The organism is Arthrobacter sp. 05N33_2 (genome assembly GCF_056397425.1).
Map to the genome: position 1 here is coordinate 681 of NZ_JBFTNJ010000049.1, position 25,141 is coordinate 25,821.

General features: G+C 67.7%; 24 protein-coding genes and 1 riboswitch. Of the genes, 13 read left to right on the forward strand and 11 right to left on the reverse strand.

The window, feature by feature from the left end; translation table 11 throughout:
- Window positions 1-23 precede the first annotated feature (23 nt).
- A complete protein-coding gene (locus AC1DHX_RS15825; protein WP_243180934.1) occupies window positions 24-908 on the reverse strand; it encodes a glutamate ABC transporter substrate-binding protein in 885 nt (294 codons plus the stop codon).
- Window positions 909-966: 58 nt separating this feature from the next.
- Window positions 967-1,722 carry an amino acid ABC transporter ATP-binding protein gene (locus AC1DHX_RS15830; protein ID WP_028275678.1) on the reverse strand — a complete coding sequence of 252 codons (756 nt, stop codon included), beginning with the start codon at window positions 1,720-1,722 and terminating at the stop codon, window positions 967-969.
- Between the two features lie 213 nt (window positions 1,723-1,935).
- Here AC1DHX_RS15830 and AC1DHX_RS15835 point away from each other — a divergent pair, with 213 nt between their 5' ends.
- From AC1DHX_RS15835 to AC1DHX_RS15850, 4 genes are all read left to right on the forward strand, one after another.
- On the forward strand, window positions 1,936-2,829 hold the full coding sequence (locus AC1DHX_RS15835; protein WP_476855766.1) for an LOG family protein: 894 nt from the start codon (window positions 1,936-1,938) through the stop codon (window positions 2,827-2,829).
- A 48-nt stretch (window positions 2,830-2,877) separates the two neighbouring features.
- Entirely contained in the window at window positions 2,878-3,234 is a 357-nt protein-coding gene (locus AC1DHX_RS15840; RefSeq protein WP_476855767.1) for a DivIVA domain-containing protein, read from the forward strand.
- Window positions 3,231-4,637 carry a hypothetical protein gene (locus tag AC1DHX_RS15845; RefSeq protein ID WP_476858924.1) on the forward strand — a complete coding sequence of 469 codons (1,407 nt, stop codon included), beginning with the start codon at window positions 3,231-3,233 and terminating at the stop codon, window positions 4,635-4,637. Before AC1DHX_RS15840 ends, AC1DHX_RS15845 begins: the two co-directional genes overlap by 4 nt.
- A gap of 253 nt (window positions 4,638-4,890) precedes the next feature.
- On the forward strand, window positions 4,891-5,058 hold the full coding sequence (locus AC1DHX_RS15850) for a DUF3117 domain-containing protein (protein WP_079550332.1): 168 nt from the start codon (window positions 4,891-4,893) through the stop codon (window positions 5,056-5,058).
- 109 nt (window positions 5,059-5,167) lie between these two features.
- On the opposite strand, the gene AC1DHX_RS15855 is transcribed toward AC1DHX_RS15850, so the two are convergent.
- On the reverse strand, window positions 5,168-5,800 hold the full coding sequence (locus AC1DHX_RS15855; RefSeq protein ID WP_018773821.1) for an O-methyltransferase: 633 nt from the start codon (window positions 5,798-5,800) through the stop codon (window positions 5,168-5,170).
- A gap of 272 nt (window positions 5,801-6,072) precedes the next feature.
- Here AC1DHX_RS15855 and sigE point away from each other — a divergent pair, with 272 nt between their 5' ends.
- From sigE to AC1DHX_RS15870, 3 genes are all read left to right on the forward strand, one after another.
- The gene (gene sigE, locus AC1DHX_RS15860; protein ID WP_079550334.1) at window positions 6,073-6,726 is read left to right on the forward strand and encodes an RNA polymerase sigma factor SigE; all 654 of its coding nucleotides are present in this window, start codon (window positions 6,073-6,075) and stop codon (window positions 6,724-6,726) included.
- A gap of 8 nt (window positions 6,727-6,734) precedes the next feature.
- Window positions 6,735-8,132, forward strand: a complete 1,398-nt coding sequence (locus AC1DHX_RS15865; RefSeq protein ID WP_476858923.1) for a hypothetical protein — start codon at window positions 6,735-6,737, stop codon at window positions 8,130-8,132.
- An 81-nt stretch (window positions 8,133-8,213) separates the two neighbouring features.
- The gene (locus AC1DHX_RS15870) at window positions 8,214-8,609 is read left to right on the forward strand and encodes a twin-arginine translocase TatA/TatE family subunit (RefSeq protein ID WP_230008673.1); all 396 of its coding nucleotides are present in this window, start codon (window positions 8,214-8,216) and stop codon (window positions 8,607-8,609) included.
- Window positions 8,610-8,664: 55 nt separating this feature from the next.
- On the opposite strand, the gene AC1DHX_RS15875 is transcribed toward AC1DHX_RS15870, so the two are convergent.
- Genes AC1DHX_RS15875 through AC1DHX_RS15885 form a run of 3 tightly spaced genes read right to left on the reverse strand, consistent with a single transcriptional unit; the run spans window position 8,665 to window position 11,898 of the window.
- Window positions 8,665-9,792, reverse strand: coding sequence for an Mrp/NBP35 family ATP-binding protein (locus tag AC1DHX_RS15875; RefSeq protein WP_476858922.1), 1,128 nt, complete (start codon window positions 9,790-9,792; stop codon window positions 8,665-8,667).
- Window positions 9,793-9,803: 11 nt separating this feature from the next.
- Complete coding sequence (locus tag AC1DHX_RS15880) at window positions 9,804-10,634, reverse strand: DUF1003 domain-containing protein (protein WP_476850356.1); 831 nt, start codon at window positions 10,632-10,634, stop codon at window positions 9,804-9,806.
- Entirely contained in the window at window positions 10,615-11,898 is a 1,284-nt protein-coding gene (locus AC1DHX_RS15885) for a magnesium transporter MgtE N-terminal domain-containing protein (RefSeq protein WP_476900228.1), read from the reverse strand. Before AC1DHX_RS15885 ends, AC1DHX_RS15880 begins: the two co-directional genes overlap by 20 nt.
- Window positions 11,899-11,975: 77 nt before the next feature.
- Between AC1DHX_RS15885 and AC1DHX_RS15890 the strand changes: the two genes are divergently transcribed.
- Window positions 11,976-12,866 carry a YflT domain-containing protein gene (locus tag AC1DHX_RS15890; RefSeq protein WP_476855772.1) on the forward strand — a complete coding sequence of 297 codons (891 nt, stop codon included), beginning with the start codon at window positions 11,976-11,978 and terminating at the stop codon, window positions 12,864-12,866.
- Window positions 12,867-12,969: 103 nt separating this feature from the next.
- Here the strand turns inward: AC1DHX_RS15890 and AC1DHX_RS15895 are convergent, their stop codons facing one another.
- The gene (locus tag AC1DHX_RS15895) at window positions 12,970-14,553 is read right to left on the reverse strand and encodes an aminopeptidase P family protein (RefSeq protein ID WP_476900229.1); all 1,584 of its coding nucleotides are present in this window, start codon (window positions 14,551-14,553) and stop codon (window positions 12,970-12,972) included.
- 123 nt (window positions 14,554-14,676) lie between these two features.
- Between AC1DHX_RS15895 and AC1DHX_RS15900 the strand changes: the two genes are divergently transcribed.
- Window positions 14,677-15,522, forward strand: coding sequence for a PHP domain-containing protein (locus AC1DHX_RS15900; RefSeq protein ID WP_476858920.1), 846 nt, complete (start codon window positions 14,677-14,679; stop codon window positions 15,520-15,522).
- 134 nt (window positions 15,523-15,656) lie between these two features.
- Here AC1DHX_RS15900 and AC1DHX_RS15905 read toward each other — a convergent pair whose 3' ends face one another.
- From AC1DHX_RS15905 to AC1DHX_RS15915, 3 genes are all read right to left on the reverse strand, one after another.
- A complete protein-coding gene (locus tag AC1DHX_RS15905) occupies window positions 15,657-16,529 on the reverse strand; it encodes a DNA-methyltransferase (protein WP_223913905.1) in 873 nt (290 codons plus the stop codon).
- An 8-nt stretch (window positions 16,530-16,537) separates the two neighbouring features.
- The gene (locus AC1DHX_RS15910; protein WP_476900230.1) at window positions 16,538-18,301 is read right to left on the reverse strand and encodes a DEAD/DEAH box helicase; all 1,764 of its coding nucleotides are present in this window, start codon (window positions 18,299-18,301) and stop codon (window positions 16,538-16,540) included.
- Between the two features lie 382 nt (window positions 18,302-18,683).
- On the reverse strand, window positions 18,684-20,177 hold the full coding sequence (locus tag AC1DHX_RS15915; protein WP_476858919.1) for an RNB domain-containing ribonuclease: 1,494 nt from the start codon (window positions 20,175-20,177) through the stop codon (window positions 18,684-18,686).
- A 38-nt stretch (window positions 20,178-20,215) separates the two neighbouring features.
- Between AC1DHX_RS15915 and AC1DHX_RS15920 the strand changes: the two genes are divergently transcribed.
- The gene (locus AC1DHX_RS15920; protein ID WP_230008586.1) at window positions 20,216-20,890 is read left to right on the forward strand and encodes a ferritin-like fold-containing protein; all 675 of its coding nucleotides are present in this window, start codon (window positions 20,216-20,218) and stop codon (window positions 20,888-20,890) included.
- A 37-nt stretch (window positions 20,891-20,927) separates the two neighbouring features.
- Here the strand turns inward: AC1DHX_RS15920 and thiE are convergent, their stop codons facing one another.
- A complete protein-coding gene (gene thiE / locus AC1DHX_RS15925; protein WP_476858918.1) occupies window positions 20,928-21,626 on the reverse strand; it encodes a thiamine phosphate synthase in 699 nt (232 codons plus the stop codon).
- 26 nt (window positions 21,627-21,652) lie between these two features.
- Window positions 21,653-21,773, forward strand: a riboswitch (TPP riboswitch).
- On the opposite strand from thiE, the gene thiO reads away from it, so the two are divergent.
- The 3 genes from thiO to AC1DHX_RS15940 all read left to right on the forward strand — a co-directional run bounded on the left by thiO (window position 21,767) and on the right by AC1DHX_RS15940 (window position 24,140).
- Complete coding sequence (gene thiO / locus AC1DHX_RS15930) at window positions 21,767-23,077, forward strand: glycine oxidase ThiO (protein WP_476858917.1); 1,311 nt, start codon at window positions 21,767-21,769, stop codon at window positions 23,075-23,077. (Overlaps the previous riboswitch by 7 nt.)
- A complete protein-coding gene (thiS, locus tag AC1DHX_RS15935; protein WP_476858916.1) occupies window positions 23,074-23,310 on the forward strand; it encodes a sulfur carrier protein ThiS in 237 nt (78 codons plus the stop codon). Before thiO ends, thiS begins: the two co-directional genes overlap by 4 nt.
- A gap of 5 nt (window positions 23,311-23,315) precedes the next feature.
- Window positions 23,316-24,140 (forward strand): thiazole synthase, encoded by an 825-nt coding sequence (locus AC1DHX_RS15940; protein WP_476900231.1) that lies wholly within the window; start codon window positions 23,316-23,318, stop codon window positions 24,138-24,140.
- Window positions 24,141-25,141: the final 1,001 nt, after the last annotated feature.

Genomic DNA, 25,141 nt, shown 5'->3' on the forward strand with positions numbered 1-25,141 from the left:
GGCCCGGCAGCCGCCACAGCCGGTTAGTAGCGGTCGATCGTGGGAAGCGCGGGCGTGGTCTTGATGACGGTGCCGGCCGTGTCTTCCCAGGCCTTCTTGTAGGACCCGTCCTTGTCGGAGGCCTCCAGCTGGTCATTGACCCACGTGCGGAAGGCGGTGTCGTCCTTCTTCAGGCCGATGCCGTAGGGCTCCTTGGTGAAGGTCTGATCCGATGCCAGCTTGAAGGCGTCCGGTTCCTTGGACACGAAACCGGCCAGGATGACGTTGTCGGTGGTGACGGCTTCAACCTGGTGGTTCCGCAGCGGTTCCAGGCAGGCTGAGTAGGTCGCGGCCGGAACCAGGACGGCTCCGTACTTCTCCACGATCGTCGAGGCTGGCGTGGAGCCGGTCACGGAGCAGACGTTCTTGCCCTTGACGTCTTCGGGCTTGGTGATGGAGTTGTTGTCCTTGTTCACCATGAGCGCCTGTCCGGCCTCGTAGTACGGTCCGGCGAAGTCGACTTCGGCCTTGCGCTTGTCATTGATGGTGTAGGTGGCGACGATCATGTCCACCTTGCCCTGCTTGAGGAACTGCTCGCGGTTGGCGGAGACAGTTTCGACCCACTCGATCTTGTCGGCGGGAATGCCCAGCTTGGCAGCCATCAGCTTGCCGATTTCGACGTCGAAGCCTACGGGCTTGCCGTCGAGGCCCTTCTGGCCGAAGAGCGGCTGGTCGAACTTGGTGCCGATGGTGATCTTGCCCGCGGAGGAAAGCTTGGCCATGGTGGAATCGGCAGGAAAGCTCGGCTTCTCGGCTACGGGCGGGTTGGTGGTCGTGGAGGAGCTGCCGCCACAGGCGCTCAGGCTGAGTGCCAGTGCTGCGGAAGCGGCAACCAGAAGGGATTTCCTTCGGGTCAAAAATGCCATCATGACATTCCTTTCATTGGGCGGCCGCCGTCCGGCAGCCAGGGTGCGAAAACGTAGTCGGTCAGTGTGTCAGCAGCTTGGACAGGAAATCCTTGGCCCGGCTGCTCTTGGGGTTGTTGAAGAATTCCTCGGGGGTCGCGTCCTCAACGATCTGGCCGTCGGCCATGAACACGACGCGGTCGGCCGCCTTGCGGGCGAAGCCCATCTCGTGGGTGACCACGATCATCGTCATGCCTTCTTTGGCGAGCTGGACCATGACGTCCAGGACCTCGTTGATCATTTCCGGGTCGAGGGCAGAGGTGGGCTCATCGAAGAGCATCACCTTGGGCTTCATGGCCAGGGCACGGGCGATGGCAACGCGCTGCTGTTGGCCGCCGGAGAGCTGGGCCGGAAGTTTGGGGGCCTGATGCCCGACGCCGACCCGCTCCAGGAGGGCCATGGCGTCCTTGTCGGCCTCGGACTTGGCAACGCCCTTGACCTTGATGGGGCCGAGGGTGACGTTTTCCAGAATGGTCTTGTGGGCGAACAGATTGAACGACTGGAAGACCATGCCGACGTCGGCGCGCAGCTTGGCCAGTTCCTTGCCCTCCTCGGGCAGTTCCTTGCCATCGATCTTGATGTCGCCGTCGTCGATGGTCTCGAGGCGGTTGATGGCGCGGCAGAGCGTCGACTTGCCGGAACCCGAGGGGCCGATGACAACAACAACTTCACCCTTGCGGACGTTCAGGTTGATGTCCTTCAGGACGTGCAGCTGGCCGTAATGCTTGTTCACGGCCTTCAGGGAGACGAGGGCATCGCCGGGCACTTGAGTAGTCATAGTACGAATCTAGCGAAGATTGACCAGATATGACGGCAATCACTCATTTTGGTGCAGATCGTGATTCAAGAGATACCTGCACGTCAGGCCCCTTGCTGGACTGCGTCGGACATTCGCCGTTGACCTCGGCATACGGCCTCGGCAGGCGGCTGCGGCCGTGCGGCGCCGACGCGCCGACGCGGCGGCGGTCGAGTTCCGCGCTAGCCTATGGGCATGAGTACCGATCCGCAGCACGGCCCCAAGCAAAACCCCGAACAGAACCCGGAACAGAATCCCGGCGGAAAGCCGGCAAGGGAGGCCCGGAGCACACCGGCGCCCAACGGGATCCGCCACAAGGGTCCGCTTGAGCTGCGCCGCAAGGCCGCCAAGGTCACGATGTCCGACCAGACCTTGCTGGACACCAAAGGGCCGGGACAGTTCGTCCACACCGACCCCTGGCGCGTGCTGCGGATCCAAAGCGAGTTCGTGGAAGGATTCGGCGCGCTGGCCGATCTCGGTCCGGCAGTCAGCGTCTTCGGTTCCGCCCGCACCGTGCCGGGGAGCCCGTACTACGAGCTCGGCGTCGAGGTCGGACGCCGGCTGGCCGAGGCCGGACTGGCCGTGATTACGGGCGGCGGCCCCGGCTCGATGGAGGCCGCCAACATGGGCGCCGTGCAGGGCAACGGCGTCTCCGTGGGGCTCGGAATCGAACTGCCCTTCGAACAGGGCATGAACCAGTGGGTGGACCTGGGCATCAACTTCCGGTACTTCTTCGCCCGCAAGACCATGTTCGTCAAGTACGCCCAGGGCTTCATCGTGCTCCCCGGCGGCCTCGGCACCCTGGATGAGCTCTTCGAAGCCATGGTCCTGGTCCAAACCCGCAAGGTCACTTCCTTCCCGATCGTCCTGGTGGGAACCGCGTTCTGGAGCCCCCTGCTCGAGTGGGTCCGGGACACGCTCGTCGCGGAGGGAATGGTCTCGGCCGAGGACCTGGACCTCGTGCAGGTGGTGGACGACCCCGCGCGGGCCGTCGAACTGGTCGTGGAAGGCGCCGCCCGCCACCGGAACCCGAACGGCGGCTCCACCAACGGGACCGGCACGGCAAACATCAAGGGAACGCGGGGCTGATCCGTCCGCCTGAGCGCTCCGGCGTCCGGCTTCTGGCACGATGGTCTAGTGAGTCTCTTCCTGGTTTTCCTGGCGATTGTGCTGATCGGCGTCGCCGTCCTCCTGGGCACCGGCCTGGCACCGAAAATCTTCCGTCGCCGCCGGGACGGTGGTGCGGGCGGTTCCTTTGACGACGGTTTCGACGAGCCGGTCGCATCCCTGCCGCCGGTCCTGTTGCCCGAGCGCGCGGCCGCGGCGGACATTGACCGTCTGCGCTTCGCCGTCGGACTCCGCGGCTACCGGATGGACCAGGTGGATCAGGTCCTGGATGATCTGCGGGAGCAGATCACCGCCAAGGACCAGGAGATCGAGGCACTCGGGGAGGAACTGGAGCGCCTCCGTCCGCCGACCGAACAGCGTCCGTGAGCCGCGTGGAAGACCCGAAGACCGTCGCGGCGCCTGAGGCCCGGAAGCCCCAGGGGTTGAACGCGGCCCTGTGGAGCCGCATCGCCGCCGCGGGCGCCGGGATGGCGCGGTGGCCCTGGTGGGCGCAGGTGGCCGGACTTTACATCGCCGCCAGGCTGGTCAGCGCCTGCATCTTCATGGCCGCCGCCCTGCACCAGGGCGTGAATCCGTGGTTTCCCGCCAAGCCCGACTATTGGAACTTCATCAACATCTGGGATGCCCGCTGGTACGCCCAAGCGCTGCAGGCGGGGTATCCGGCGCTTCTGCCGACCGACGACGCCGGCACCGTCCAGGAAAACACGTGGGCCTTCTACCCCCTGTTTCCCGTGCTGGGCCGGGTGGTGTCCGGGCTGACAGGCACGGGCCCGGCGTGGTCCCTGACGGCCATCGCCCTGGTCTCCGGTGTGGGTGCAGCCCTCGTGGCGTACAGAATTTTCCGGCACCGGGCCACGCACCGCACGGCGCTCTGGGGGACCGTGTTCCTGGCGGCTTTCCCGGTGGCGCCGGTGCTGCAGGTGCCCTACGCCGAATCCCTCAACCTGCTGCTCCTCGGCGCCGCGCTGCTGCTTGTCATGGAGCGCCGGTACCTGTGGGCCATGCCCGTTGTGGTCCTGATGTGCCTTTCCCGGCCTACCGGGGTTCCATTTGCGGCGATGATGGGCCTGTTGCTGCTCTACCGTCTCTGGCAGCGCCTCACTGCGCAAACCCGTACTGCGCAAACCCGTGCTGAGCAGACCCGCACTGTGCAGCATCCCACGGCACAACACGCCACGGCACAACACCCCGCGAACCAGAGCCCCGCGACACAGGGCGTCACAGTGCAGCGCCGGGACGGCGTCGCCCTCCCCGGCAACGCCGAGCTGTGGTCACTGGGCGGGCTCACCGCCGTCAGCGGCATCGGTGCCCTGCTGTGGCCGGCCATCGCCTGGGCCGCGACCGGCGATCCGGGCGCCTACACCAAGACCGAAACCGCATGGCGCGGCGAAGACCTGGTGCCGTTCAAGCCATGGTTCGACGCCGGCATCATGCTGTTCGGGCCGACCTTCGGCGTGCTGGCTCCCTTCGTGTTCGTTGCCGCGTTCACGCTGCTGATGCTGTCCCGGCCGGTCGTCGCCCTGGGCACCGAGCTGAGGCTCTGGTGCTGCTGCTATATGGGCTACCTGCTGGTCTTCCTGCACCCCCAGACCAGCACGTTCAGGATGCTGCTGCCGCTGTTCCCGCTCGCCCTCAGCGCCGCCCTTCTCTCGCGTTCCCGCGCCTACCGCGGCACCGTGGTGGTCATGTTCGTGCTGCTGCAGATCGTCTGGATTGTGTGGCTGTGGGCGTGGGCGCAACTGCCGGGCGGAGGGGACTACCCGCCGTGACGCACAGCACCATTTCGCGGTGCCGGCCCGGCCTGGCGGGACGCGCTGGAAAGTCCAACGATTAGCTACGGGCGCATTGTTACGCGATAATAGAGGATAAGCAAGGACAAGAAGCACACAGTTTGTAAGCGGTTTATTTGTGAGTTTGCCGGTCACGGCAGCCTCCTGGAGCGCTGCCGGACGGCTTGATTGGCCAAGCGGACGCAGCCCGGCCGGGCTGGTATGTCAGGGACTAATGGAGGGGATATTCCTTATGGCGGCAATGAAACCACGCACCGGCGACGGCCCTATGGAAGTGACGAAAGAGGGACGAAGCCTGATCATGCGTGTTCCGCTCGAAGGCGGGGGGCGGCTTGTAGTCGAACTCAATGCCGCGGAGGCGACGAACCTCAAGGAATGCCTCGTCGGCGTCACCGAATAGCRTCACGCCAAGAGCTTCGCAACAGGGCGGGGTCCCGGCCACCAGGCTGCGGACCCCGCCCTTTGCTGTCAGCGCCCGCCCCTGCACCCGGGCTAGTGAATCCTGGCGGCTACTTCTTCACCGCGATCAGCAGGCCGTCTCCGGTGGGCAGCATGGCGGAAGCGAGACGGTCGTCGTCGCGGATGGACTTGCCGATCTGGCGCAACACCACGGTGGTGGCTTCCCGGGCGGCCGGGTTCGCGACCCGGTCCTTGTCGAGGGCATCGTTGACGATCAGCAGCCCGCCGGATTTGAGYAGCCGCACGGCCTGTTCGACGTAACTGGGGTAGTTCGGTTTGTCCGCGTCAATGAAGACGAGATCATAGGCGCCGTCCGTAAGCCGGGGCAGGACATCCCCGGCCCGGCCCGAAATGGTGCGGGTGCGGTTGGCGGGGCTGCCGGCCTCCTGGAACGCTTCGCGCGCTGCCTTGAGGTGTTCGACGTCGACGTCGATAGTGGTCAGGACAGCCTGCGGACCCAGCCCGCGCAGGATGCACACGCCGGACACGCCTGCGCCGGTGCCGATCTCCACGGCGGTCTGTGCCTTGGACGCCGCCGCCAGCACCGTCAGCACGGCGCCCACGCCGGGGCCGATCGGGGTCACGCCAAGCTCGAAGGACCGTTCGCGCGCGTGCAACAGGACCTCATCCTCGGCAGGCAGATCTTCTGCATAGGACCAGCTCGTGGACTTATCGGCGCTCATGGGATATCGCTTTCTGGGCGGCAGGGGAGTGTTCCCTACAGCGTACTGTGTCCGGCGGGACGGGACGCGGAAGCGGCAGCACCGTGGCCCCGGCCGGAGGGGGTCGTTCTGCCTTCGGCGGAAGACCGCGGTGGATCAGGAAATTCCCAGCTTATTTTGAAATGATGGGTATCCGCTCATCCGCGTGGTGATCGGCGTCGAATGAAGGGTGCAGGAACCTGTGCAAGCAGGCACAATTCAGGCGTAGGTACCATCCACGAGGGGAGTGGACGATGTCGATTCTGGCACCTGTCCCGGCAACAGAGGCAACAGATTCAACCGGCCAGTCCCGGACCGCGGCGGAAGCCGAATGGGTCCGGCCGACCTGGGAGGAAGTGGTGACGAACCACTCCGCCAAGGTCTACCGCCTTGCGTACCGTCTGACCGGAAACAAGTACGACGCCGAGGACCTCACCCAGGAGGTGTTCGTGCGGGTCTTCCGTTCGCTCGAGAACTTCAAGCCCGGCACGCTCGATGGCTGGCTGCACCGGATCACCACCAACCTGTTCCTGGACCAGGCCCGGCGCAAGAGCCGGATCCGCTTTGATGCGTTGGCCGACGACGCCGAGTCGCGGCTGCCGGGCCGGGAGCCCGGGCCGGAGCAAAGCTTCGAATTCAACAACCTCGACGTCGATGTCCAGGCAGCGCTCGAGGAACTTCCGCCCGACTTCCGCGCCGCCGTCGTGCTGTGCGACCTCGAAGGGCTCTCCTACGACGAAGTCGCCGCCGCGCTGGACATCAAACTCGGGACCGTCCGGTCCCGGATTCACCGCGGCCGGACAATGCTCCGTGAAAAGCTCGCGCACCGCGACCCGCGCCCGGCGCAGCCGGCCAAGCAGTCCCTCAAGCCGCGGCTCAAGATGCCGCGCATCGCCGGCCTCCTCTGAACCGGTCAATGGGTCTGCTGAGACGGCTGCTGGGAGCACCAGGCTGCAGGTTCTGGGGCGGGCCCGGGGCTACCCGGAAATGGGCCGCCGGCCGCCACGACCACGTGGAATCGTGTGCCGAATGCCGCGCCCGGCAACAGCGCGAACGCCAGTACCTCGAGAAGCTCCGCGGCGCCGCCGTGCCCGAGGCCAGTGAGGACCTGACTGCACGGCTCCTGGCACGGACCGGTCAGCTGGCCGCGGAACGGGCGGCGGCTGAACGGACAGCCGAAGCGGAGCGGGAACAAACAGCCCCGGAAGCTGCGGTGCCTGCAGCTACAGCTCCGGCACCTACGGCTCCTACACCTTCGGCACCTTCAGCTCCGGAACGGGCCATGGCGGAACGCCCCGGCCCGGCGGACACAGCGGACGTATTGGATGCAGCGGAGCGGCCGGGCGCGGCGGACGCCGCCGGGGCCGGCCATCGTCCGTGGCCCTCGGACCGGTTCCCGGCAGGACACCCCGTGCCGGGTCGGCCAGGGACGGCGGGACCGGTCGCCGGTCGCGCCGCCGCCGCGGGTCCACACGGCGCCCGTCGCCGCGGCCCGCGCCTGCCGGTGCTTGCTGTCGGCGGAGCCGTCGCCGCTTTGGCCCTCATGACCGGCACCGCGTACGTCATGGGAGGCGACGACGCGGTCCCCGCCGAGGGCGCAGGGACTGCCACCCTCGCCCACCCGGATGCCCCCGGGCTGCCCGGCAGCGGTGAGCCGCTCGGTGCAACGGAGCTGTTCGACGCCAGCGGATCCGGCGTCCCCGGCGCTGAGGGAACCGGGCCCCGTGTTGCGTTCGGCCTCGGCGGCGAGCCCGACTTCACCCCTGCCGGGACGCTGAACACCGGTGAGCTTGCTGCGTTCCGGTCGCAGGGGTGGACATGTCCGGAGCTGCGCGAGCTCGGATTCCACCTCATCTGGGCCCGTGCCGGCGTCATCTCCGGGGACGAGGTCCTGGAACTTCGCCTCACGGATGGCCGGCACTTCGCCACGGTCCTTGAGCAGCACGCTTCGACGCGGGCGCCCGCGGCGCCCCCCGCACCCGCACGGGCCGAAGATTCGCCCATCAACGTGCTGACCGGACACGCCGCCGTGGCTGACGGCTTTATCCCGGCCAAGGCCGGCACGCCGTCGGCCGCCCCCGAACCCGGGTATGGCTTTCTTTGGGTCAACCCCGCCCCGCCCTACCGGGCCATCTACCAGACGTCGGCGGCGACATACACGTACATTTCGGACCTGCCGGCCGAGCAGGCGGACGACGGCGTTGCCGCGCTGACCCGGGTCAGCAGTGGCACTCCCGTGCCGGCCTCGCACAACGGAATTCCGGAACGGATCGAGCGTGGATTGAGCCGAATCCTGGAGCACCTGGCACCGTGAGGCAGGGACGGGCCGGACATGGCCGGCATACGGACTTCGCGGAATCGTCGCCAGCCCGAGCGAGAGGGTAACCTTCCTAAAGTGCTTGGAATCAATGGACCGGAGTTCTTACTTCTGCTGATCATCGGCCTTCTGGTGATTGGTCCCAGCAGGCTGCCCGAATACACCCAAAAACTTGCCAATATTGTCAAGGAAGTGCGACGGATGGCGTCGGGTGCGCGGGAACAGATCAAGGAAGAAGTCGGCATCGACATCGATGAGGTCGACTGGAAGAAGTACGATCCGCGCCAGTACGATCCCCGCCGGATCATCAAGGAAGCGCTCCTTGACGATGACACCAAGCCGATGAGCGCCGGGGCACCGGCAACGGTCTCCACGGCCGCTGCCGCGACTGCTGTGGCCGCGCACCGCCCCGAGCGGGTGCTCGAGCGGCTGCCCGAGGGCGAACCGGCCCCCTTCGACTCAGAGGCGACCTAGGACTTCCCGCGGCGGGCCTGCCGCAGTGCCTGCGCAGGGATGCGGCCGGGCGCTGTCAGCGGGGCTGCAGACCCAGCGGCATGCCCTTGAGGCCGCGGGGAACCGACGCCAGCCTGCCGGCGATCCCCGTCAAGGCCACGGCCGCAGGCGTCTCCGGACGGCCCAGCACCAGCGGCACTCCGGAATCCCCACCCTCACGCAGCAGGACTTCGAGCGGAATCTGGCCCAACAGCGGCACGTCCTCACCCACGGTGGCCGAGAGGCGCCCGGCGAGCACGGCGCCGCCGCCGCTGCCGAACAGTTCCATCCTGCCGCCGTCGGACATTTCAAGGTAGGACATGTTTTCCACGACGCCGGCCACGGTCTGGCCCGTCTGGGTGGCGATCGCACCCGCCCGCTCGGCAACATCCGCGGCGGCCGCCTGCGGGGTGGTCACGACGAGGATCTGCGCCTTGGGCAGCAGCTGGGCGACGGAGATCGCGATGTCGCCGGTGCCGGGGGGCAGGTCCAGGAAGAGGGCGTCGAGGTCGCCGAAGTAGACGTCGGTGAGGAACTGCTCCAGCGCCCGGTGCAGCATCGGGCCCCGCCACGCCACGGGCTGGTTCCCGGTGACGAACATGCCGATGGAGATGACCTTGACCCCGTAGGCCACGGGCGGCAGGATCATGTCGTCCACCCGCGTGGGGGCCTGTGTGATGCCCATCAGCGCCGGAACGGAGAAACCGTACACATCCGCGTCCACGATCCCCACACGGAGCCCCTGGGCGGCCAGGGCGCACGCCAGGTTGACCGTGACCGAGGACTTGCCCACGCCGCCCTTGCCGCTGGCGACGGCGTACACCTTGGTCAGCGAGCCCGGCGCGTTGAACGGGATGCCGCGCTGGGCGCCGGCGCCCCGCAACTGCTCCTTGAGGGCGTCGCGCTGGACCTGCGTCATGACTTTGAGGTCCACGTCCACGCCGGTGACGCCCGGGACGGCGGACAGGGCAGCCTCGGTGTCCGCCGTGATGGTTCCGCGCAGCGGGCAGCCCGCGATGGTCAGCAGCACCGCGATCCGCACGCGGCCGCCGTCGCCGATCTCAACGGACTCCACCATGCCGAGCTCGGTGATGGGGCGGCGGAGCTCAGGGTCGATCACGGTGGCAAGTGCGCCGTGCACTGCCTGTTCCAGCGGGGTGCTCATGCGGGCGATGCTCAGCTTTCGGGGATGGTGCGGTGTGCGGGCTGGCGGGTGGGATCGGCCGCGGCCCCGGAGTGGTTCGCCGACGGGTTCGGCAGTTTCCCCGAAGGGTTCCCTGTCGGGTCCTGCGAAGAGCCCTGCGCACGGTCCCTCGCCGGGTCATCGCGCTTGCCGCCGGCTTTTACCCGGGGGATTTGCTGGGTCCGGGGGCTGCGCTGCTTGTCGCGCCGCTCCTTCATCTTCTCCTTGACCTTTTCCCGCGGGGTCTCGTGGGCGCCGGCGGAAGGATCGTGGGTGCGCAGTTCCTCCTGGGCCTCCAGCATGTCCTCCAGCAGGCTGCGGAGCTCGGCGCGGACGTAATCGCGGGTGGCGACCTCGCGCAGCGCGATGCGCAGGGACGCAAGTTCCCGGGTCAGGTATTCAGTGTCGGAGAGATTGCGCTCGGCCCGCTGGCGGTCCTGCTGCAGCGAGACCTTGTCGCGGTCGTCCTGGCGGTTCTGGGCCAGCAGCAGCAGGGGCGCCGCGTAGGAGGCCTGCAGGGACAGCATGAGGGTCAGCAGCGTGAAGCCCAGCGCCCGTGAATCGAACTGCCATTCCTCCGGCGCCCACGTGTTCCAGCCCAGCCAGAACAAGCAGAACACCGTCATGTACATCAGGAACGCGGGGGTGCCCATGAAACGGGCGAAGCCTTCCGTGGCATGGCCGAAGGCGTCCGGGTCGGGACGGAAGTTGGGCAGGATACGCTGCCGGCCGCTTAGYGGCGTGTCGAGGCCGCCGGTGGTCCTGCCGCCAGGGCGGACATTGGAGGTCCGTGGTGCTGTGGGATCAGCCAATGCGGCCTCCAAGCTTTCTTATCGGGGCATCGTCCTCGTGGGCGCGCCAGTCGTCCGGCAACAGATGATCAAGCACGTCGTCAACAGTCACCGCCCCCACAAGCCGTCCGTCATCGTTGACAACTGGAAGCGAGTTGAGGTTGTACGTTGCCAGCGCGCGGGCGACCTCGCTGATGTGGGCCTGGTCGGAGACCGGCTCCAGGCTTTTGTCCACCAGATTGCCCAGCGGCTCCGGCGGCGGAAAGCGCAAGAGCTGCTGGATATGGACGACACCGAGGAATCGTCCCGTCGGCGTCTCCAACGGGGGTCGGGCGACGAAGATCGACGACGCCAGGGCGGGGGAGAGTTCCTCCCGGCGTACGTGCGCGAGTGCCTCGGCGACGGTTGCCTCCGGGGGCAGGATCACCGGCACGGGCGTCATGAGCCCGCCGGCGGTGTCCTCGTCGTATTCGAGCAGGCGGCGGACGTCTTCGGCGCCTTCGGGTTCCATCAACTGCAGGAGTTCTTCAGCCTGGGCGCTGGGGAGTTCGGCCAGGAGGTCGGCGGCGTCGTCCGGATCCATCTCCTCGAGGACGTCGGCGGCGCGGTTGACGTCCAGGGCGGAGAGGATCTCCACCTGGTCACCTTCGCGCATCTCCTGCAGGACGTCCGCGAGCCGTTCGTCCTGGAGTTCGCTCGCAACCTCGAAGCGGCGCTTGTCGCTCATTTCCTGCAGGGCCTCGGCGAAGTCGGCGGGCTTGAGGTCCTCGTGCGTGGCCACGAACTGGGTGGCGGCCTGGGGCTCGGTCTTGGCGCCTTGCCGGGCATCGGCCCAGTCGATGATGAGGGTTTCATTGCGGCGCAGCCGGCTCAGGGGCGAGAGGGAGTGGCCGCGGCGGACGAAGAGCTTGCYGACGAACCAGTCGCCGGAGCGGTGCCGGTCCATGGCGATGTCCTCGATGGTTGCGTCGCCGCTGCCGTCCGCAAGGGTCACCCGGCGGTCGAACATTTCGGCCACCACGAGGGTTTCCGCGCCGCGCTGTTCGAAACGGCGAAGATTGACCAGCCCGGTGCAGATGACCTGGGTCTGGTCTATGGACGTAATCCGGGTCATCGGCACGAAGACGCGCTTCTTGCCGGGGACCTCGACGACGATGCCCACCACGTGCGGGGCGCCCCTGGTTCCGCGGGAGAGCACCACGACGTCGCGCAGCCGACCCAGACGGTCACCCAATGGGTCGAAGACGTCCAGTCCGAGGAGGCGCGCGACAAACACTCGCGAAAGATTCGTGCTCACCCCTACAGGCTACCGAGTCTGCTCTCTTTTAGCTGAATTTCCAGCCGCACACCAGCCCGATGGGTGAGAATGGGCATATGTCAAACATTTTTGGTGCTCCCAGGGCCGGTGCCCCCAACGGCTCGGACGAGGCACGCACCGTCCCGAGAGGCGACGTTGTCGGTTCCTACAACTCCTACCTGGATGCCCAGAAGGCGGTGGACTACCTGGCTGACCAGCAGTTCCCCGTGCAGATGGTGTCGATCGTGGGCAATGACCTGAAGATGGTCGAGCGGGTGACCGGCCGGCTTACCTACCCCCGCGTCGCCCTCTCCGGCGCCCTCAGCGGCATGTGGTTCGGCCTGTTCGTCGGCGTCATGCTGTCGTTCTTCTCCACAACCCCCGGTTATTTCTCGATTGTGACGTCAGTGCTGATGGGTGCAGCGTTCTTCATGCTGTTTGGCATCGTCACCTACGCCATGCAGCGCGGCAAGCGTGACTTCACCTCAACCAGCCAGGTGGTGGCGACCAATTACGACGTCGTGGTCTCCTTCGAGGCCGCCGGCGAAGCGCGGCGCCTGCTCCACCAGCTGCCCATGACGGCGCATGACGCGTCCGGTGCCGCGGCCGGCGGTTTCGCGCAGCACGACTACCGTCATCAGCCACCGCAGCAGCCGGGCCCGCAGCAGCCGGGACAGCAGAGTCATGCGCCGCAGCGCCCCGCGGGCTGGAACGACCCGTACGGCCAGAGAACGCCGGAGACCGGCGCAGACCCCGCCGGACAGTACCAGGGCGGTGCACCCCAGCAGGAGGGCCCCGCAGGCCCCGCACCGACGGCACCGGCCCCAGCTGAGGAGGCGGCGGCCCGCCCGGCCGGCCGGGTTTCTGGGGTGAGCTATCCGGATCTCCCGGACGGCCGCCCGCAGTACGGGGTCAGGGTCACGGACAGCGAGAAGCCCGCGGCAGGCCAGGACGGCCAGCAGCACTGATTCAGGCAGGAAACAGCAGCAAATAGCAGCAAATAGCAGCAAAAAGGGAGCGTCCCGGTGCCGGGACGCTCCCTTTTTGCTTGTTGTTTACTGCCTGGCTGACCTACGGCGTCTGGCCGTCCGCTTCCAGGTAGATGCCCGCCATCCAGGACTCGACGTCGTCGGCCTTGCGCGGCAGTGCGGCGCTGAGGTTGACCGGGCCCTCGGCCGTCATGAGAATGTCGTCCTCGATCCGGACGCCGATGCCGCGGTATTCCTCGGGGATGCCGATGTCCTCGTTCTTGAAGTACAGGCCGGGTTCGATCGTGAACACCATGCCGGGCGTGAGCACGCCGTCGAGGTAGAGTTCCCGCTTCGCCTGGGCGCAGTCGTGGACGTCGAGGCCRAGGTGGTGGCTGGTRCCGTGCGGCATCCAMCGGCGGTGCTGCTGGCCYTCGGYGCTSAYGGCTTCCTCSACGGASACGGGCAGSAGGCCCCAYTCGGCGAGCCGCTCGGCCAGCACCGTGGTGGCCGCGGTGTGGATGTCCCGGAACTTCGTGCCCGGCTGGGCAGCGGCAAAGCCGGCGTCGGCGGCGTCGAGCACTGCCTCGTAGACCTTGCGCTGGACCTCGGAGAACTTGCCGTTGGCCGGCAGGGTGCGGGTGATGTCCGCGGTGTAGAGGGAGTCGGCCTCGACTCCGGCGTCCAGGAGCAGCAGTTCGCCGGCGTTGATCTTGCCGGTGTTCCGGGTCCAGTGCAGCACGGTGGCGTTGTTGCCGGAGGCGGCGATGGTGTCGTAACCGAGCTCGTTGCCTTCCTCGCGGGCCCGGGCGAAGAACGCCCCTTCCACGACGCGCTCGCCGCGGTGGTGGGTCAGCGCCCGCGGGATCGCCTTGACCACCTCCGTGAAGCCGGCCACGGTGGCGGCGACGGCGATCTTCATCTGTTCGATTTCCCACTCGTCCTTGAGCAGGCGCAGTTCCGAGAGGGCCTCTGTGAGTTTCTCGTCCAGGGCGTCGAGCACACTCAGGTCGAGGTTGTCGGGGTCCTTGGCCGTGTTGTAGCGGGCAGTGTCGACGAGGGCATCAATGTTCTCGTCAACCTTGCGGACCAGCCTGATGGAGATTCCGCCGATCTCCGGCGCACCGACATTCTTGGTGATGGCCAGTTCGAGTTCGGCGATGTCGGCCGTGTCCAGTCCCAGCTTGGCCTTGAACTCGGCCAGGGTCGGGCGTGCGCCGATCCAGAACTCCCCGGAGCGGGAATCGGCGTAGAACTGCTCGGTGTCGCGGCCGGCCAACGGGCGGAAGTACAGCGTGGCGTGGTGGTTTCCGCCGTCGTCGCCGGTGCCCTCCGCGACCGGTTCCAGGATCAGGACCGCATCAGGTTCGTGGTCCAGGCCGAGGCCGGTGAGGTGCGCGAAGGCGGAGTGCGGCCGGAAGCGGTAGTCGCAGTCGTTCGAGCGGACCTTCAGCGGGCCGGCGGGGATGACCAGGCGTTCACCTTTGAACTGGCCTGAGATGGAGCGGCGCCGGCCTGCGGCGTGGCCCGCGACGGCATCCCGCTCGGGGAGCTGTTGCGAGGCCGGCGCCCAGTTGCTGGCCATGAAGGCCTTGAAGGCGTCGGAGCTGGGCCGCTGCGAGCGGTTGTTGACGCGCTCTTCGAGGGGCTGGGAAGCGGAGACTAGGGTGTTATCTGCATCGTTCACCGTCCCATAGTCTCACCAGCGCCGCGGCTTAGGCCAACGGCGCGCTCGCGGTGCAGGGCCGCTGCAGGGCCCCGGCACGAAGGGGCCGAGGCTTTGGATCCTGCCATCTACTAGGCTGGTGAGGTGAGGATCGACCTGCATGCGCACTCCAACGTTTCCGACGGCACCCAGGCGCCGGCCGGCGTCATGGAGTCCGCCGCCGCCGCGGGCCTCGACGTCGTCGCCCTGACCGATCACGATTCCACTGCCGGGTGGGCGGAGGCCGCCGTCGCCGCCCGGAAAGCCGGGGTCGCGCTGGTCCCGGGGATGGAGATCTCCTGCCGCACCGCGGAAGGCATCAGCGTTCACATGCTCAGCTACCTCCACGACCCCGCGCATCCCGGACTGCTTGAGGAAATCACCAAGTCCAAGGACGCCCGGCACACGAGGGCGCAGAAGATGGTCACCCTTTTGTCGGAGGACTACCCGCTGACATGGGACGACGTGATTCACCACGTCGCGCCGGGGGCCACCCTGGGCCGCCCCCACATTGCCGACGCGCTCGTCGCGGCCGGTGTGGTGGAAGACCGGGCCGAGGCTTTTGGTTCCATCCTCACAGCACGCTCGCGCTACTGGGTCCAGCACTATGCGCCGGAGCCGGCCCTCGCCGTCGAACTGGTCCGTGCAGCCGGGGGCGTCCCGGTGTTCGCCCACCCAGTGGCATCCGCCCGCGGCCGGATCGTGGGGGAGGGGACCTACCGGGAGATGATCGACGCCGGCCTGGCCGGCCTGGAAATCTACCACCGGGACAACCCCGAGGAGGGCCGGACATTCCTGCGCCGCATCGCCGAACGCTATGGCCTGCTGATCACAGGGTCCTCCGATTACCACGGCGCGGGAAAGCCGAACCTGCTGGGCGAGAATCTGACCTCCGCAGAAGTCTTTGCCCGGATCGAGGAACTGGGCACGGGCTCGTCCGTGGTGCGCTGAGACCCAGTCCGCTGAGACCCTGGACCCGTGTTGAGCTATCACTTAGCGTCCCTATGAGGCCCCCAGGACCCGAATAGCCGCCACAAGTGATAGCGCAACGGGCGGGAACGGCGGGGCGTGGTGAGGGCGGCGGGTCAGAGGGTCGGGAAAGACGTGAACTGCGCCTGCGCGGCCAGGCGTTTGGCCATCACGTCGATGGCCGGCTGGTTCTGGTCCACGCACACGAACCTGCGGTCGAGTTTCGCGGCCACGGACCCGAGCGTGCCGGAACCTGCGAAGAAGTCCAGGCACCAGTCGCCCGGCCGGCTCGAGGCCGCAACCACGCGGCGGATCAGCCCCTCCGGCTTCTGCGTCGGGTAGCCGGTTTTCTCCTTGCCGGTCGGCGAAACGATCGTGTGCCACCACACGTCCGTGGGCAGCTTGCCGAGCTCGCGCTTGGCGGGGGTCACCAGTCCGGGCGCCATGTAGGGCTCACGGTCCACCTCGGCGCTGTCGAAGTGGTACTTCGCCGGGTTCTTGACGTAGACGAGGATGTTGTCGTGCTTGGTGGGCCAGCGGTACTTGGCCCGTGCACCGTAGTCGTACGCCCAGATGATCTCGTTCAGGAAGCATTCGCGGCCGAAGATCGCGTCCAGCATGACCTTTGCGTAGTGCACCTCGCGGTAGTCCAGGTGCAGGTACAGGGTGCCGTCGTCGGCCAGGAGCCGCCAGGCCTCCACGAGCCGGGGCTCGAGGAAGGACCAGTAGTCGCTGAACGCGTCGTCGTACTTGTGCAGCGCGCCCTTGATGGTGTCGTAGGACCGGCCCTTGAACCCGACGCGGTCACCCTCGCCGCCGGCGTTGAGCACCATCCTGGTTTCCTGGCGCCGCTGGACCCGGCCGGTGTTGAAGGGCGGGTCCACGTAAATCAGTGTGAAGGCGCCGTCCGGCAGCGTGGGGAGGTATTCCGCGTTGTCCGCGTGAACCACCAGGTTGCTGCCGTCCGGCGCCCAGACGGTGTCAGTCATGGAGGGGATTAGGCCTCGGCGCCGCTCGGCTGTGCGTCGCCGCCGGCCACTACCTCGCCGTTGCGGCGGCGGGTGCGGGTCCRGCGCCGGGCACGGGTCGCCCGGTCCACCTCGGTGGGGGCCTTCGCCGGCGCGGCGGCAGCAGCTTCCGGTCCCTGTCCGTTCGCAGTGGACGCCGTGGCGGCATCGGCCTCGGCGGGACGGCGACGGCGGTCGCCGGAGCGTCCGCCGGCTTCGGTGCCGCTGCGGCGCGAGTCACGTCCGCCGGTCCGGCTGCCCTCGCGGGCACCGTCACGGCTGCTCGTGCGGCTGCCTTCACGGGCGCCGTCACGGCTGCTCGTGCGGCTGCCGTCCTTTGCGCCGTCCTTTGCGCTGGTGCGCGAGTTCTTCTTGCCGGTCTCGCCGAGGTCTTCGAGGACCTCCGCGTCGACCCCGGCCAGCACACGCTTGTCGCGCGGCAGCCGGCCCTTGGTGCCTGCGGGGATGTCGAGTTCCTCGAACAGGTGSGGCGASGASGAGTAGGTTTCCACGGGCTCSGGGTAGCTCAGGCCGAGGGCCTTGTTGATGAGCCCCCAGCGCGGCATGTCGTCCCAGTCGACAAACGTCACGGCGGTGYCCTTGTTGCCGGCACGGCCGGTGCGGCCCACGCGGTGCAGGTAGATCTTCTCGTCTTCGACGCACTGGTAGTTGATCACGTGGGTGACGTCGTCGACGTCGATGCCGCGGGCGGCGACGTCGGTGGCAACGAGGACGTCCACCTTGTTGTTGCGGAAGGCGCGCAGCGCCTGTTCGCGGGCGCCCTGCCCGAGGTCACCGTGGATGGCGGCCGCAGCAAAACCGCGGTCCACCAGTTCCTCGGCCACCTTCGCGGCGGTGCGCTTGGTCTTGGTGAAGATGATGGTCCGGCCGCGTCCGCGGGCCTGCAGGATGCGGGCCACCACTTCCACCTTGTCCATGCTGTGGGCACGGTAGATCAGCTGGCGGATATCGCGCTTGGTCAGGCCCTCGTCGTCCGGGTCCGCGGCGCGGATGTGTGTCGGCTGGGTCATGTAGCGGCGGGCCATGGCGATGACCGGGCCGGGCATGGTGGCGGAGAACAGGAGCGTCTGGCGGACCGCGGGCGTGCCGGCGATCAGGGTCTCGACGTCCGGCAGGAACCCGAGGTCCAGCATCTCGTCGGCTTCGTCGAGGATAACGATCTTGACGTTCTTCAGGCTCAGGTGCTTCTGCTTGAAGAGGTCGATCAGGCGGCCGGGGGTACCGACGACAACCTCGACGCCGTTCTGCAGCGCCTCGACCTGCGGCTCGTAAGCGCGGCCACCGTAGATGGTGGCGATGCGGGCGTTGCGCTTCTTGGCGGCGTTTTCGAGGTCTTTGGCTACCTGGACGGCCAGCTCGCGGGTGGGCACGATCACCAGGGCCTGCGGGGCGCCGGGAACGGCCAGTTTGTCGAAGCCGGCGTCGTCGCGGCCGACGACGCGCTGCAGCGCCGGGATGCCGAAGCCGAGGGTCTTGCCAGTACCGGTCTTGGCCTGGCCGATGATGTCATGCCCTGCCAGTGCGACCGGCAGGGTCATGGCTTGGATCGGGAAGGGGTGGGTGATGCCGGCGTCGGCCAGGGACTCCACGATGTCGGCACGGACATTGAAGTCGGCAAAGGTCTTCTCGGCAATCTCGTGCGGCTTTTCGTCCGAGATGATGGTCTCTTCGGGCTCGATGGTCTCCGTGCCGGACTCATCGGTCAGAAGCTGGTGCGTGTGCAATTCACTCACAGGGGAGTTTCCTTATTCATTTTGGGCTGCGCTGCTTGCTCAACGGGGCCGGCCGTGGTGGCCGTTCCGGAGCACGCTCAGGCGCGCAAGCAATTCCAGTGGAAGCCGATCGCGGGCTATCTAAATGCTGGCACTGGGGACCAGCGGGTGTATCTCAAGATCGCGTAGGGGCGGGCTTGTTGAATTCGAAAATCATGGAAATCAACGACCGGGCATCCATTTCTACCTCTTCAGTCTAGCTGTACAAGGCGTGGATCCTCGACTGGGCGGGTGATCACGCCTCGGGAGGTGACCGGGAGGGCGGCCGGCAGCGCTGGCTGGCGACGGCGTGGGGACGGCGTGAGGACGGCCAGCGGGCCGTCAACGGACCGATAGGGGGCCGTCAGCCCACGAGCTCCAACTGGATTTCCCGCGTGGCGATGTCCGAGGACACCACCCGGACCCGGACTTTGGTGCCCGGTTCCAGCTCGCCGGGGCATCGTGCGGTCACGGCGGGCTCGGCGATCTGGACGATCCCGGACGGGCCGTTTCCGTTGCCGTTGGTCTTCCCGCCGTTGCCGTTGCTGGTGCCGTTGGTGCCCTTGGCCGGCTTGGGACCGGAGATGACGACAGCGTCGAATTCCTGGCCGACGTGGTTGACGAGCAGGGCCGCCTCAACGGTGTCCAGCGACAGCCGCTCCAGTTTCGCGGCCAGCTGGTCCGAGGTGCCCATGATGGCGGGGAGGGACGACAGCGCCTCCCGGGCCCAGGCAGGAACTTCGGTGCCGTTGCTCAGGGCCTCGCAGATTACCAGCACGAAGCGGTCGACCAGCCGCCGCAGCGGTGCCGTGGAATGGGCGTAGGCGGCGCCGATGGCGGACTGGACGGCGGCGTTGGGCACTGTGCCGTCGAAGGGTGTGTATCCGGCACCGCGGAAGAGCATCCCGGCCGAATGCACAATGGCCAGCTGCCGGGGGTCCGTCGGGTCAAGGGTCCGCAGGTACTCGCCGTAGCGCATTTCCCCGTCCCAGGGCTTGCCGAGGGCGTGGGTCTGCCGGTGGAAGTGGCGCAGTGATGCCTCGTCCGGGGCGGGCATGGTGCGCAGGATACCGACTTTGCCGTGGAGCATGAGCGCCGCGGCGGCCATCCCGGTCATGAGTGAAATCTGGGCGTTCCAGTCCTCCACCGGCAGCGGCGGGGCCGCTACGATCCGGTAGCCGCCGTCGGGCAGTTGCTGGATCTCCTGTTCCGGCATGTTCAGGCTCGCGCCGCCGCGCAGTCGTTCCAGTTCCACCCGTTTGAGGCCTACTTCTTTCAGCAGCTGCAGCACGGGCGCCGCGGTGCCGGCGTCGAGCTCGGCCTGGACGCCTTTGTAGTTGAGCTTCGCGCGGCTGCGGACCTGTGCCCGGCGCACGAGGACCGAGGCGACCTCTGCCGCGGCGTCGAGCTCGAACTCCCAGACGAACGCCGCGCACAGCTGCCCGGCGAGCAGACTGCCGGCGGCCTCGCTGATAATCTCCGGATGCAGCGGAATCCGGCCGTCCGGGGTGTAGAAGGTCTGGCCGCGGCGTCGGGTCTCGGCGTCCAGCGCCCCGCCCGGGGCGACAAAGGAGGGGACGTCGGCGATGGCGTAGAAGACCTTGTAACCGCCGTTGCTCCGTTCGATAAACAGGGCCTGGTCCAGGTCGGTGGACGATGCCGGATCGATAGTCACGAACTCGACGTGCGTGAGGTCAAGGTCCGGGAGCTTGTGCTCGGCCACCGCCGCCTCCGCGTCGCGCAGCACACCCTCGGGGAACGGGCCGGGCAGTTCCAGCGTGGTGCGCAACGCCTTGAGTGCCCCGGCAAGCTGGTTCTGCTGCTCGTGGACACTGGGGGTCAGGCGATGATGTGACACGAAAATCAGGGTAGCCCGATTTCCGCTATTAGTCTTGGATGATGAGCGCAACTGCGGACGATCCTGCCCTCTACAACAGCTTCCTTGCCGACCTGCTGGGAGTCTTGGCGTACGGCGAGCTTTCCGCCTTCGAGCGGCTGTCCTCGAGTGCCCGGTATTCGCCCACGCTGCATGACCGTGCGTTGCTGGGCAGGATGGCGGTGGTCGAGTTCCAGCATTACGAACTCGTCCGAATCCGCCTCGAACACATGGGCCTGGATACGGAGGCCGCCATGCTGCCGTTCCAGCCCTCGGTGGACCACTTCCACGAACGCACGCGCCCGTCGGACTGGTACGAGGCCCTCATGAAGGCCTACGTGATCGACACGGTCGCCGCGGACTTTTACGGCGTCGTGGGCCGGTACGTCGACGCCGCGACCCGTGAGTTGATCGGGCAGGTCCGCTCCACCGGTGAGTCCACGGCCGTGCTGCAGGCGCGCATCAAGGCGGCCCTGGCCGATGACCCCCGGCTGGCGTCGCGCCTGGCGTTGTGGGCCAGGCGTCTGCTGGGGGAAGTACTGAACCACGCCCAGCGTGTCAGCGCTGAGCACGCGTTCCTCGGCGGACTGTCGGGGCTGGACGACGCCGGCGCCCGGGCGCTGGTCAATGGCCTGGCGGCCGAACTTGCAGCGAACCACGCGCGCCGGATGACGGAGCTGGGTCTCGCCGGATAGTTTCAGTGCCGGCCGGCATCACTGGCTGGGGACCTGCTTAGGATGCGGCGGCGTCCAGCGCCGCCAGCAAGGCTCCGGCGGCGTGGGCCGGATCAGTGGCGTCGGTGATCGCCCGGACCACGACGATCCGCCGGGCACCGGCATCGACTACCTGCTCCACGTTACTGAAGTCGATCCCGCCGATCGCGAACCACGGCAGCGCGCTTTCGTTGACCTTGCTTGTTCCCTCCGCGTCCGCCCCGCCGATCGCCTGGGCGGCGTAGCGCACCAGATCGAGGCCGACGGCGGCGCGTCCGGGCTTGGTGGGCGTCGCCCACACGGGTCCCACACAGAAATAATCGAGCCCTTTGCGGCCTGGCGCGGCAGCGATGGCGGCGTCCACCTGCTTCGGGCTGTGGGTGGACAGGCCGATCACGGCGTCCTTGCCGAGAAAGCCGCGGGCGGCGTCGAGCGAAATGTCCTTCTGGCCGACATGGAACACCGGAGCCCCGGACAGGGATGCGATGTCCGCCCGGTCATTGACGGCCCACAGCCGCCCGTGGCGCTGCGCTGCGGTGTGCAGGACCTCCAGCAGTTCCAGCTCCTCGGAGGCCTCGAGCGACTTGTCGCGCAACTGGATGATGTCCACGCCGCCGGCGAAGGCGGCGTCCACGAAGTCCTCGAAGTCGCCGCGGTCCCTGCGGGCGTCGGTGCAGAGATAGAGGCGGGCGGTGGTGTGGAGGGGGTCCTGGCTCATGGGACCAGCCTAGTTCCTCTAAACTGGGCGCATACCGCGGGAGCCCGCAGCAGCCATGTCGCCGCTGCCCGGCTGAGAGGGCGTCAGAGCCGACCGCTTGACCTGATCCGGCTAGTACCGGCGTAGGGAAGGAATTCTTCATGGGCACACGAGCAGGCCGTGCGGCCGGAGCCGCAAATGACGCCGACGCCCAGGTTTGTGACACGGGGCCCGGTACCGCAGAGGGAATCATCGCGGGGGATACGACTGCCGACGTAGCCGTGATCGGCGGCGGGGTGATCGGCTATGGCATCGCGTTCGAGGCCATCCGCTCGGGCCGATCCGTGGTCCTGATCGATGATGCTCCCGGCAGCGGAGCCAGCTGGGCCGCGGCCGGCATGCTGGCCCCCGTGAGTGAACTGCACTACCAGGAGGAACAGCTCCTGGGACTGATGCTCGAGGCCTCCCGGTTGTGGCCAGGATTCGCTGCGGCTCTCGACGCCGGTGCCGCCGGCGCGGATTCCCCGGCGGGTACCGGCTACTTAACGACGCCGACCCTGGCGGTGGGGGCCGACGCGGCGGACCGGCGCGCGCTCGCGGACTTGAGGGAAGTCCAGAAGGCATGCGGCCTGGCCGTGGAGCCACTGACAGTGCGCGAGGCGCGCACCCGGGAGCCCCTCCTGAGTCCCGGCATCTCGTGTGCCTTCGACATCCCGGCCGACCACCAGGTGGACCCCCGCCTGCTGATCACCCGGCTCGCCGGCGTGCTCGGTGCGGAAGGCGGCAGCTTCGTCCGGCGGCGCGCGGCAGGCCTGCTGTGGCAGGACGGACAGGTGGCGGGTGTGCGGTTGGCCGGCGGCGGTACCGTGCGGGCTGCCGAGACCGTGGTCGCCAACGGGCTCGGCGCCGCCGCGCTCGAGGAGCTACCGGCCGGGCTGGCGCTGCCGCTGCGGCCCGTCTACGGCGACATCCTCCGGCTCCGCGTGCCTCCGCATCTGCAACCGCTGCTCACGGCCACCGTGCGGGGCATGGTGCGCGGCATCCCGGTGTACATCGTCCCCCGCCAGGACGGCACCGTGGTGATCGGGGCCACCCAGCGGGAGGATGGGCCGTCGGATCCGCACGCGGTTTCCGCCGGCGGCATTTACCAGCTGCTGCGGGATGCCCAGCAGCTGGTGCCTGCGGTCGCCGAGCTGGAGCTTTTGGAAGCCACGGCGCGGGCGCGGCCCGGAACCCCGGACAATGCCCCGCTGCTGGGGCGGGTCGCACAAGCGGACGGCGGCGACGTCCCGGGACTCATTATCGCCACAGGATTCTTCCGGCACGGCGTCCTGCTGACCCCCGCCGCTGCCGCCGTGTGCCGGCAACTCATGGATTTCACGCCGGACCCGCGCTGGGCCGGGTTCCGCCCCGACCGTTTTTCCCGCATCCCGGTTACGTCCGGGGACAGCCCCGAGAAGGAAGCAGCATGAACATCCGACTTAACGGAATGGATCAGAGCGTCGCCGACGGCGCCTCCGTCTCCACACTCGTCAGCCAGCTCACTGGCCGGAGCATCGGCCCCGACGGCCGCGCCGCCGACGGGCGGAAGCTCGGTGTCGCCGTCGCCCGCAACGCCGAAGTGGTGCCGCGCAGCCAGTGGCACGCCACGGCGCTCGCCGACGGCGACGACGTCGAACTTGTCACGGCAGTCCAAGGAGGATGACCAGCATGAACGAGACGACGTTCGCAGGAACACAGGCCGTCCCCATGACCGGTGCGGTGGCCGATCCGTTCGTGGTCGACGGCGTAAGGCTCGGCTCCCGCCTCATCATGGGAACCGGCGGTGCGCCGAGCCTGGACGGGCTCGGGGCGGCGCTGGTGGCGTCCGGGACGGAGCTGACCACGGTGGCGATACGCCGCTATTCGCCGGCGGAGACGGGCTCGCTGTTCCAGCTGCTCGAGGACCATCGGATCCGGGTACTGCCCAACACGGCAGGCTGCTTCACCGCCAAGGACGCCGTCCTCACCGCCGAGCTGGCGCGGGAGGCCCTGGAAACGGACTGGGTCAAGCTCGAAGTCATTGCCGACGAGCACACACTGCTGCCGGACGCCGTCGAACTCGTGGACGCAACCGAACAGCTCGTGGCCCGAGGCTTCAAGGTCTTCGCCTACACGAACGACGACCCCGTGCTTGCCCTCCGGCTCGAAAACCTCGGCGCGACGGCCGTGATGCCGTTGGGCGCCCCGATCGGCACCGGACTGGGCATCCTGAACCCGCACAACATCGAGCTGATCGTCTCGCGCGCGTCCGTGCCCGTGGTGCTGGATGCCGGGATCGGCACGGCCTCGGACGCTGCCCTGGCGATGGAACTCGGCTGCGACGCCGTGCTGTTGGCTACGGCGGTGACCCGTGCGCAGAATCCGGTGCTCATGGGCGAGGCCTTCAAACAGGCYGTYATCGCCGGAAGGCTGGCGAAAGCGGCCGGSMGGATCCCGCGGCGGGAACACGCACTGGCGTCCTCGGCAATGGAAGGCCGGGCCGAGTTCCTCTAACGCCCGCTCGGCCGGCGGGGCTGATCTGGTTGCGCCGGCCGGACCTCCTGATCACCCTTGCTCTTGATGACGCGCCGGCGCGATCATCGGTAGGCCCGGCCCGGCCCGGTCCGGCCCGGCCGGGTCGACGTGCGGCGGGGACGAACCGGGTATGCCGTCGGTCCGCATCCGGATGGTCCACAGTCCTCGTGGATCACGTGGTTGTGCGAGTACGCAGGGTCCCATTAGCGCGCTGGTGAAACTTTCACGAAGAATGGCGTTGCCACTTCTTTGCTTTTCCAGCTGCCCTTTTCGAGGTCAGGTGCCATCCCTTGCAGCCTCCGCATGGGTATATGCTCGCGGGCAACTTGCCCCCAGATGACGAGCCCTGCCGGATGATTTCCTTGAGCGCGCGGTTCGCGTGCCAGGGTGTGGAGTAGGTGATCTTGGTGCAGCTTGCCATCGAGCGAAACCCTTCTTGAAAGAGTACGCGCGTGGCTCATATCCACACTTGAGCGCCACCTAACAGTGGCGTCCCAGGTTCCACATGATTGTGTCGTTCAAGGCACAAACTATCGCAGCCCTAACTGCGTTGCAATCGTGAGTCTTCGGCGCAAGATTCTCTGAGGAATAACCACCGCTCCCAGAGCTCTTATTATCGACCTGTCCCGTTGTCCAGCCCAGTGGTTCCGGCGCGGAACTACTACGTGATTGGGTGGGCTTCGCCCCCGGACGCGGAGAGATTCGGCCGGTGTCCAGGACCTGGCCCTCGCCGCCGAGGACGACGGGGATCATGTCGAAGTCGCAGCCGATATTGCGCGCGGTGGAGGCGGTGACGTGTCGGCGGGACTAGCCGTAAGCGCCGCGGGGCGCTACTGGTGGGGGCGGAAGTATCTGTTCCACCCGGCCGTCCGGGCCGCTGCCGTTCGACCCCCACGGTGACCCGGCCGTCAGGGCGTCTGTCACGCGGCGGCCACGGGGTCACTCCAGGCGGAAGTAGGTGTTCCGGCGGGGTGTCTGGG

Bases quoted from the DNA above. Each gene is read 5' to 3' on its own strand.
- AC1DHX_RS15825 (WP_243180934.1), bottom strand. From the start codon at position 908: ATGATGGCATTTTTGACCCGAAGGAAATCCCTTCTGGTTGCCGCTTCC.
- AC1DHX_RS15830 (WP_028275678.1), bottom strand. From the start codon at position 1,722: ATGACTACTCAAGTGCCCGGCGATGCCCTCGTCTCCCTGAAGGCCGTG.
- AC1DHX_RS15835 (WP_476855766.1), top strand. From the start codon at position 1,936: ATGAGTACCGATCCGCAGCACGGCCCCAAGCAAAACCCCGAACAGAAC.
- AC1DHX_RS15850 (WP_079550332.1), top strand. From the start codon at position 4,891: ATGGCGGCAATGAAACCACGCACCGGCGACGGCCCTATGGAAGTGACG.
- sigE (WP_079550334.1), top strand. From the start codon at position 6,073: ATGTCGATTCTGGCACCTGTCCCGGCAACAGAGGCAACAGATTCAACC.
- AC1DHX_RS15865 (WP_476858923.1), top strand. From the start codon at position 6,735: ATGGGTCTGCTGAGACGGCTGCTGGGAGCACCAGGCTGCAGGTTCTGG.
- AC1DHX_RS15875 (WP_476858922.1), bottom strand. From the start codon at position 9,792: ATGAGCACCCCGCTGGAACAGGCAGTGCACGGCGCACTTGCCACCGTG.
- AC1DHX_RS15890 (WP_476855772.1), top strand. From the start codon at position 11,976: ATGTCAAACATTTTTGGTGCTCCCAGGGCCGGTGCCCCCAACGGCTCG.
- AC1DHX_RS15905 (WP_223913905.1), bottom strand. From the start codon at position 16,529: ATGACTGACACCGTCTGGGCGCCGGACGGCAGCAACCTGGTGGTTCAC.
- AC1DHX_RS15920 (WP_230008586.1), top strand. From the start codon at position 20,216: ATGATGAGCGCAACTGCGGACGATCCTGCCCTCTACAACAGCTTCCTT.
- thiE (WP_476858918.1), bottom strand. From the start codon at position 21,626: ATGAGCCAGGACCCCCTCCACACCACCGCCCGCCTCTATCTCTGCACC.
- thiO (WP_476858917.1), top strand. From the start codon at position 21,767: ATGGGCACACGAGCAGGCCGTGCGGCCGGAGCCGCAAATGACGCCGAC.
- thiS (WP_476858916.1), top strand. From the start codon at position 23,074: ATGAACATCCGACTTAACGGAATGGATCAGAGCGTCGCCGACGGCGCC.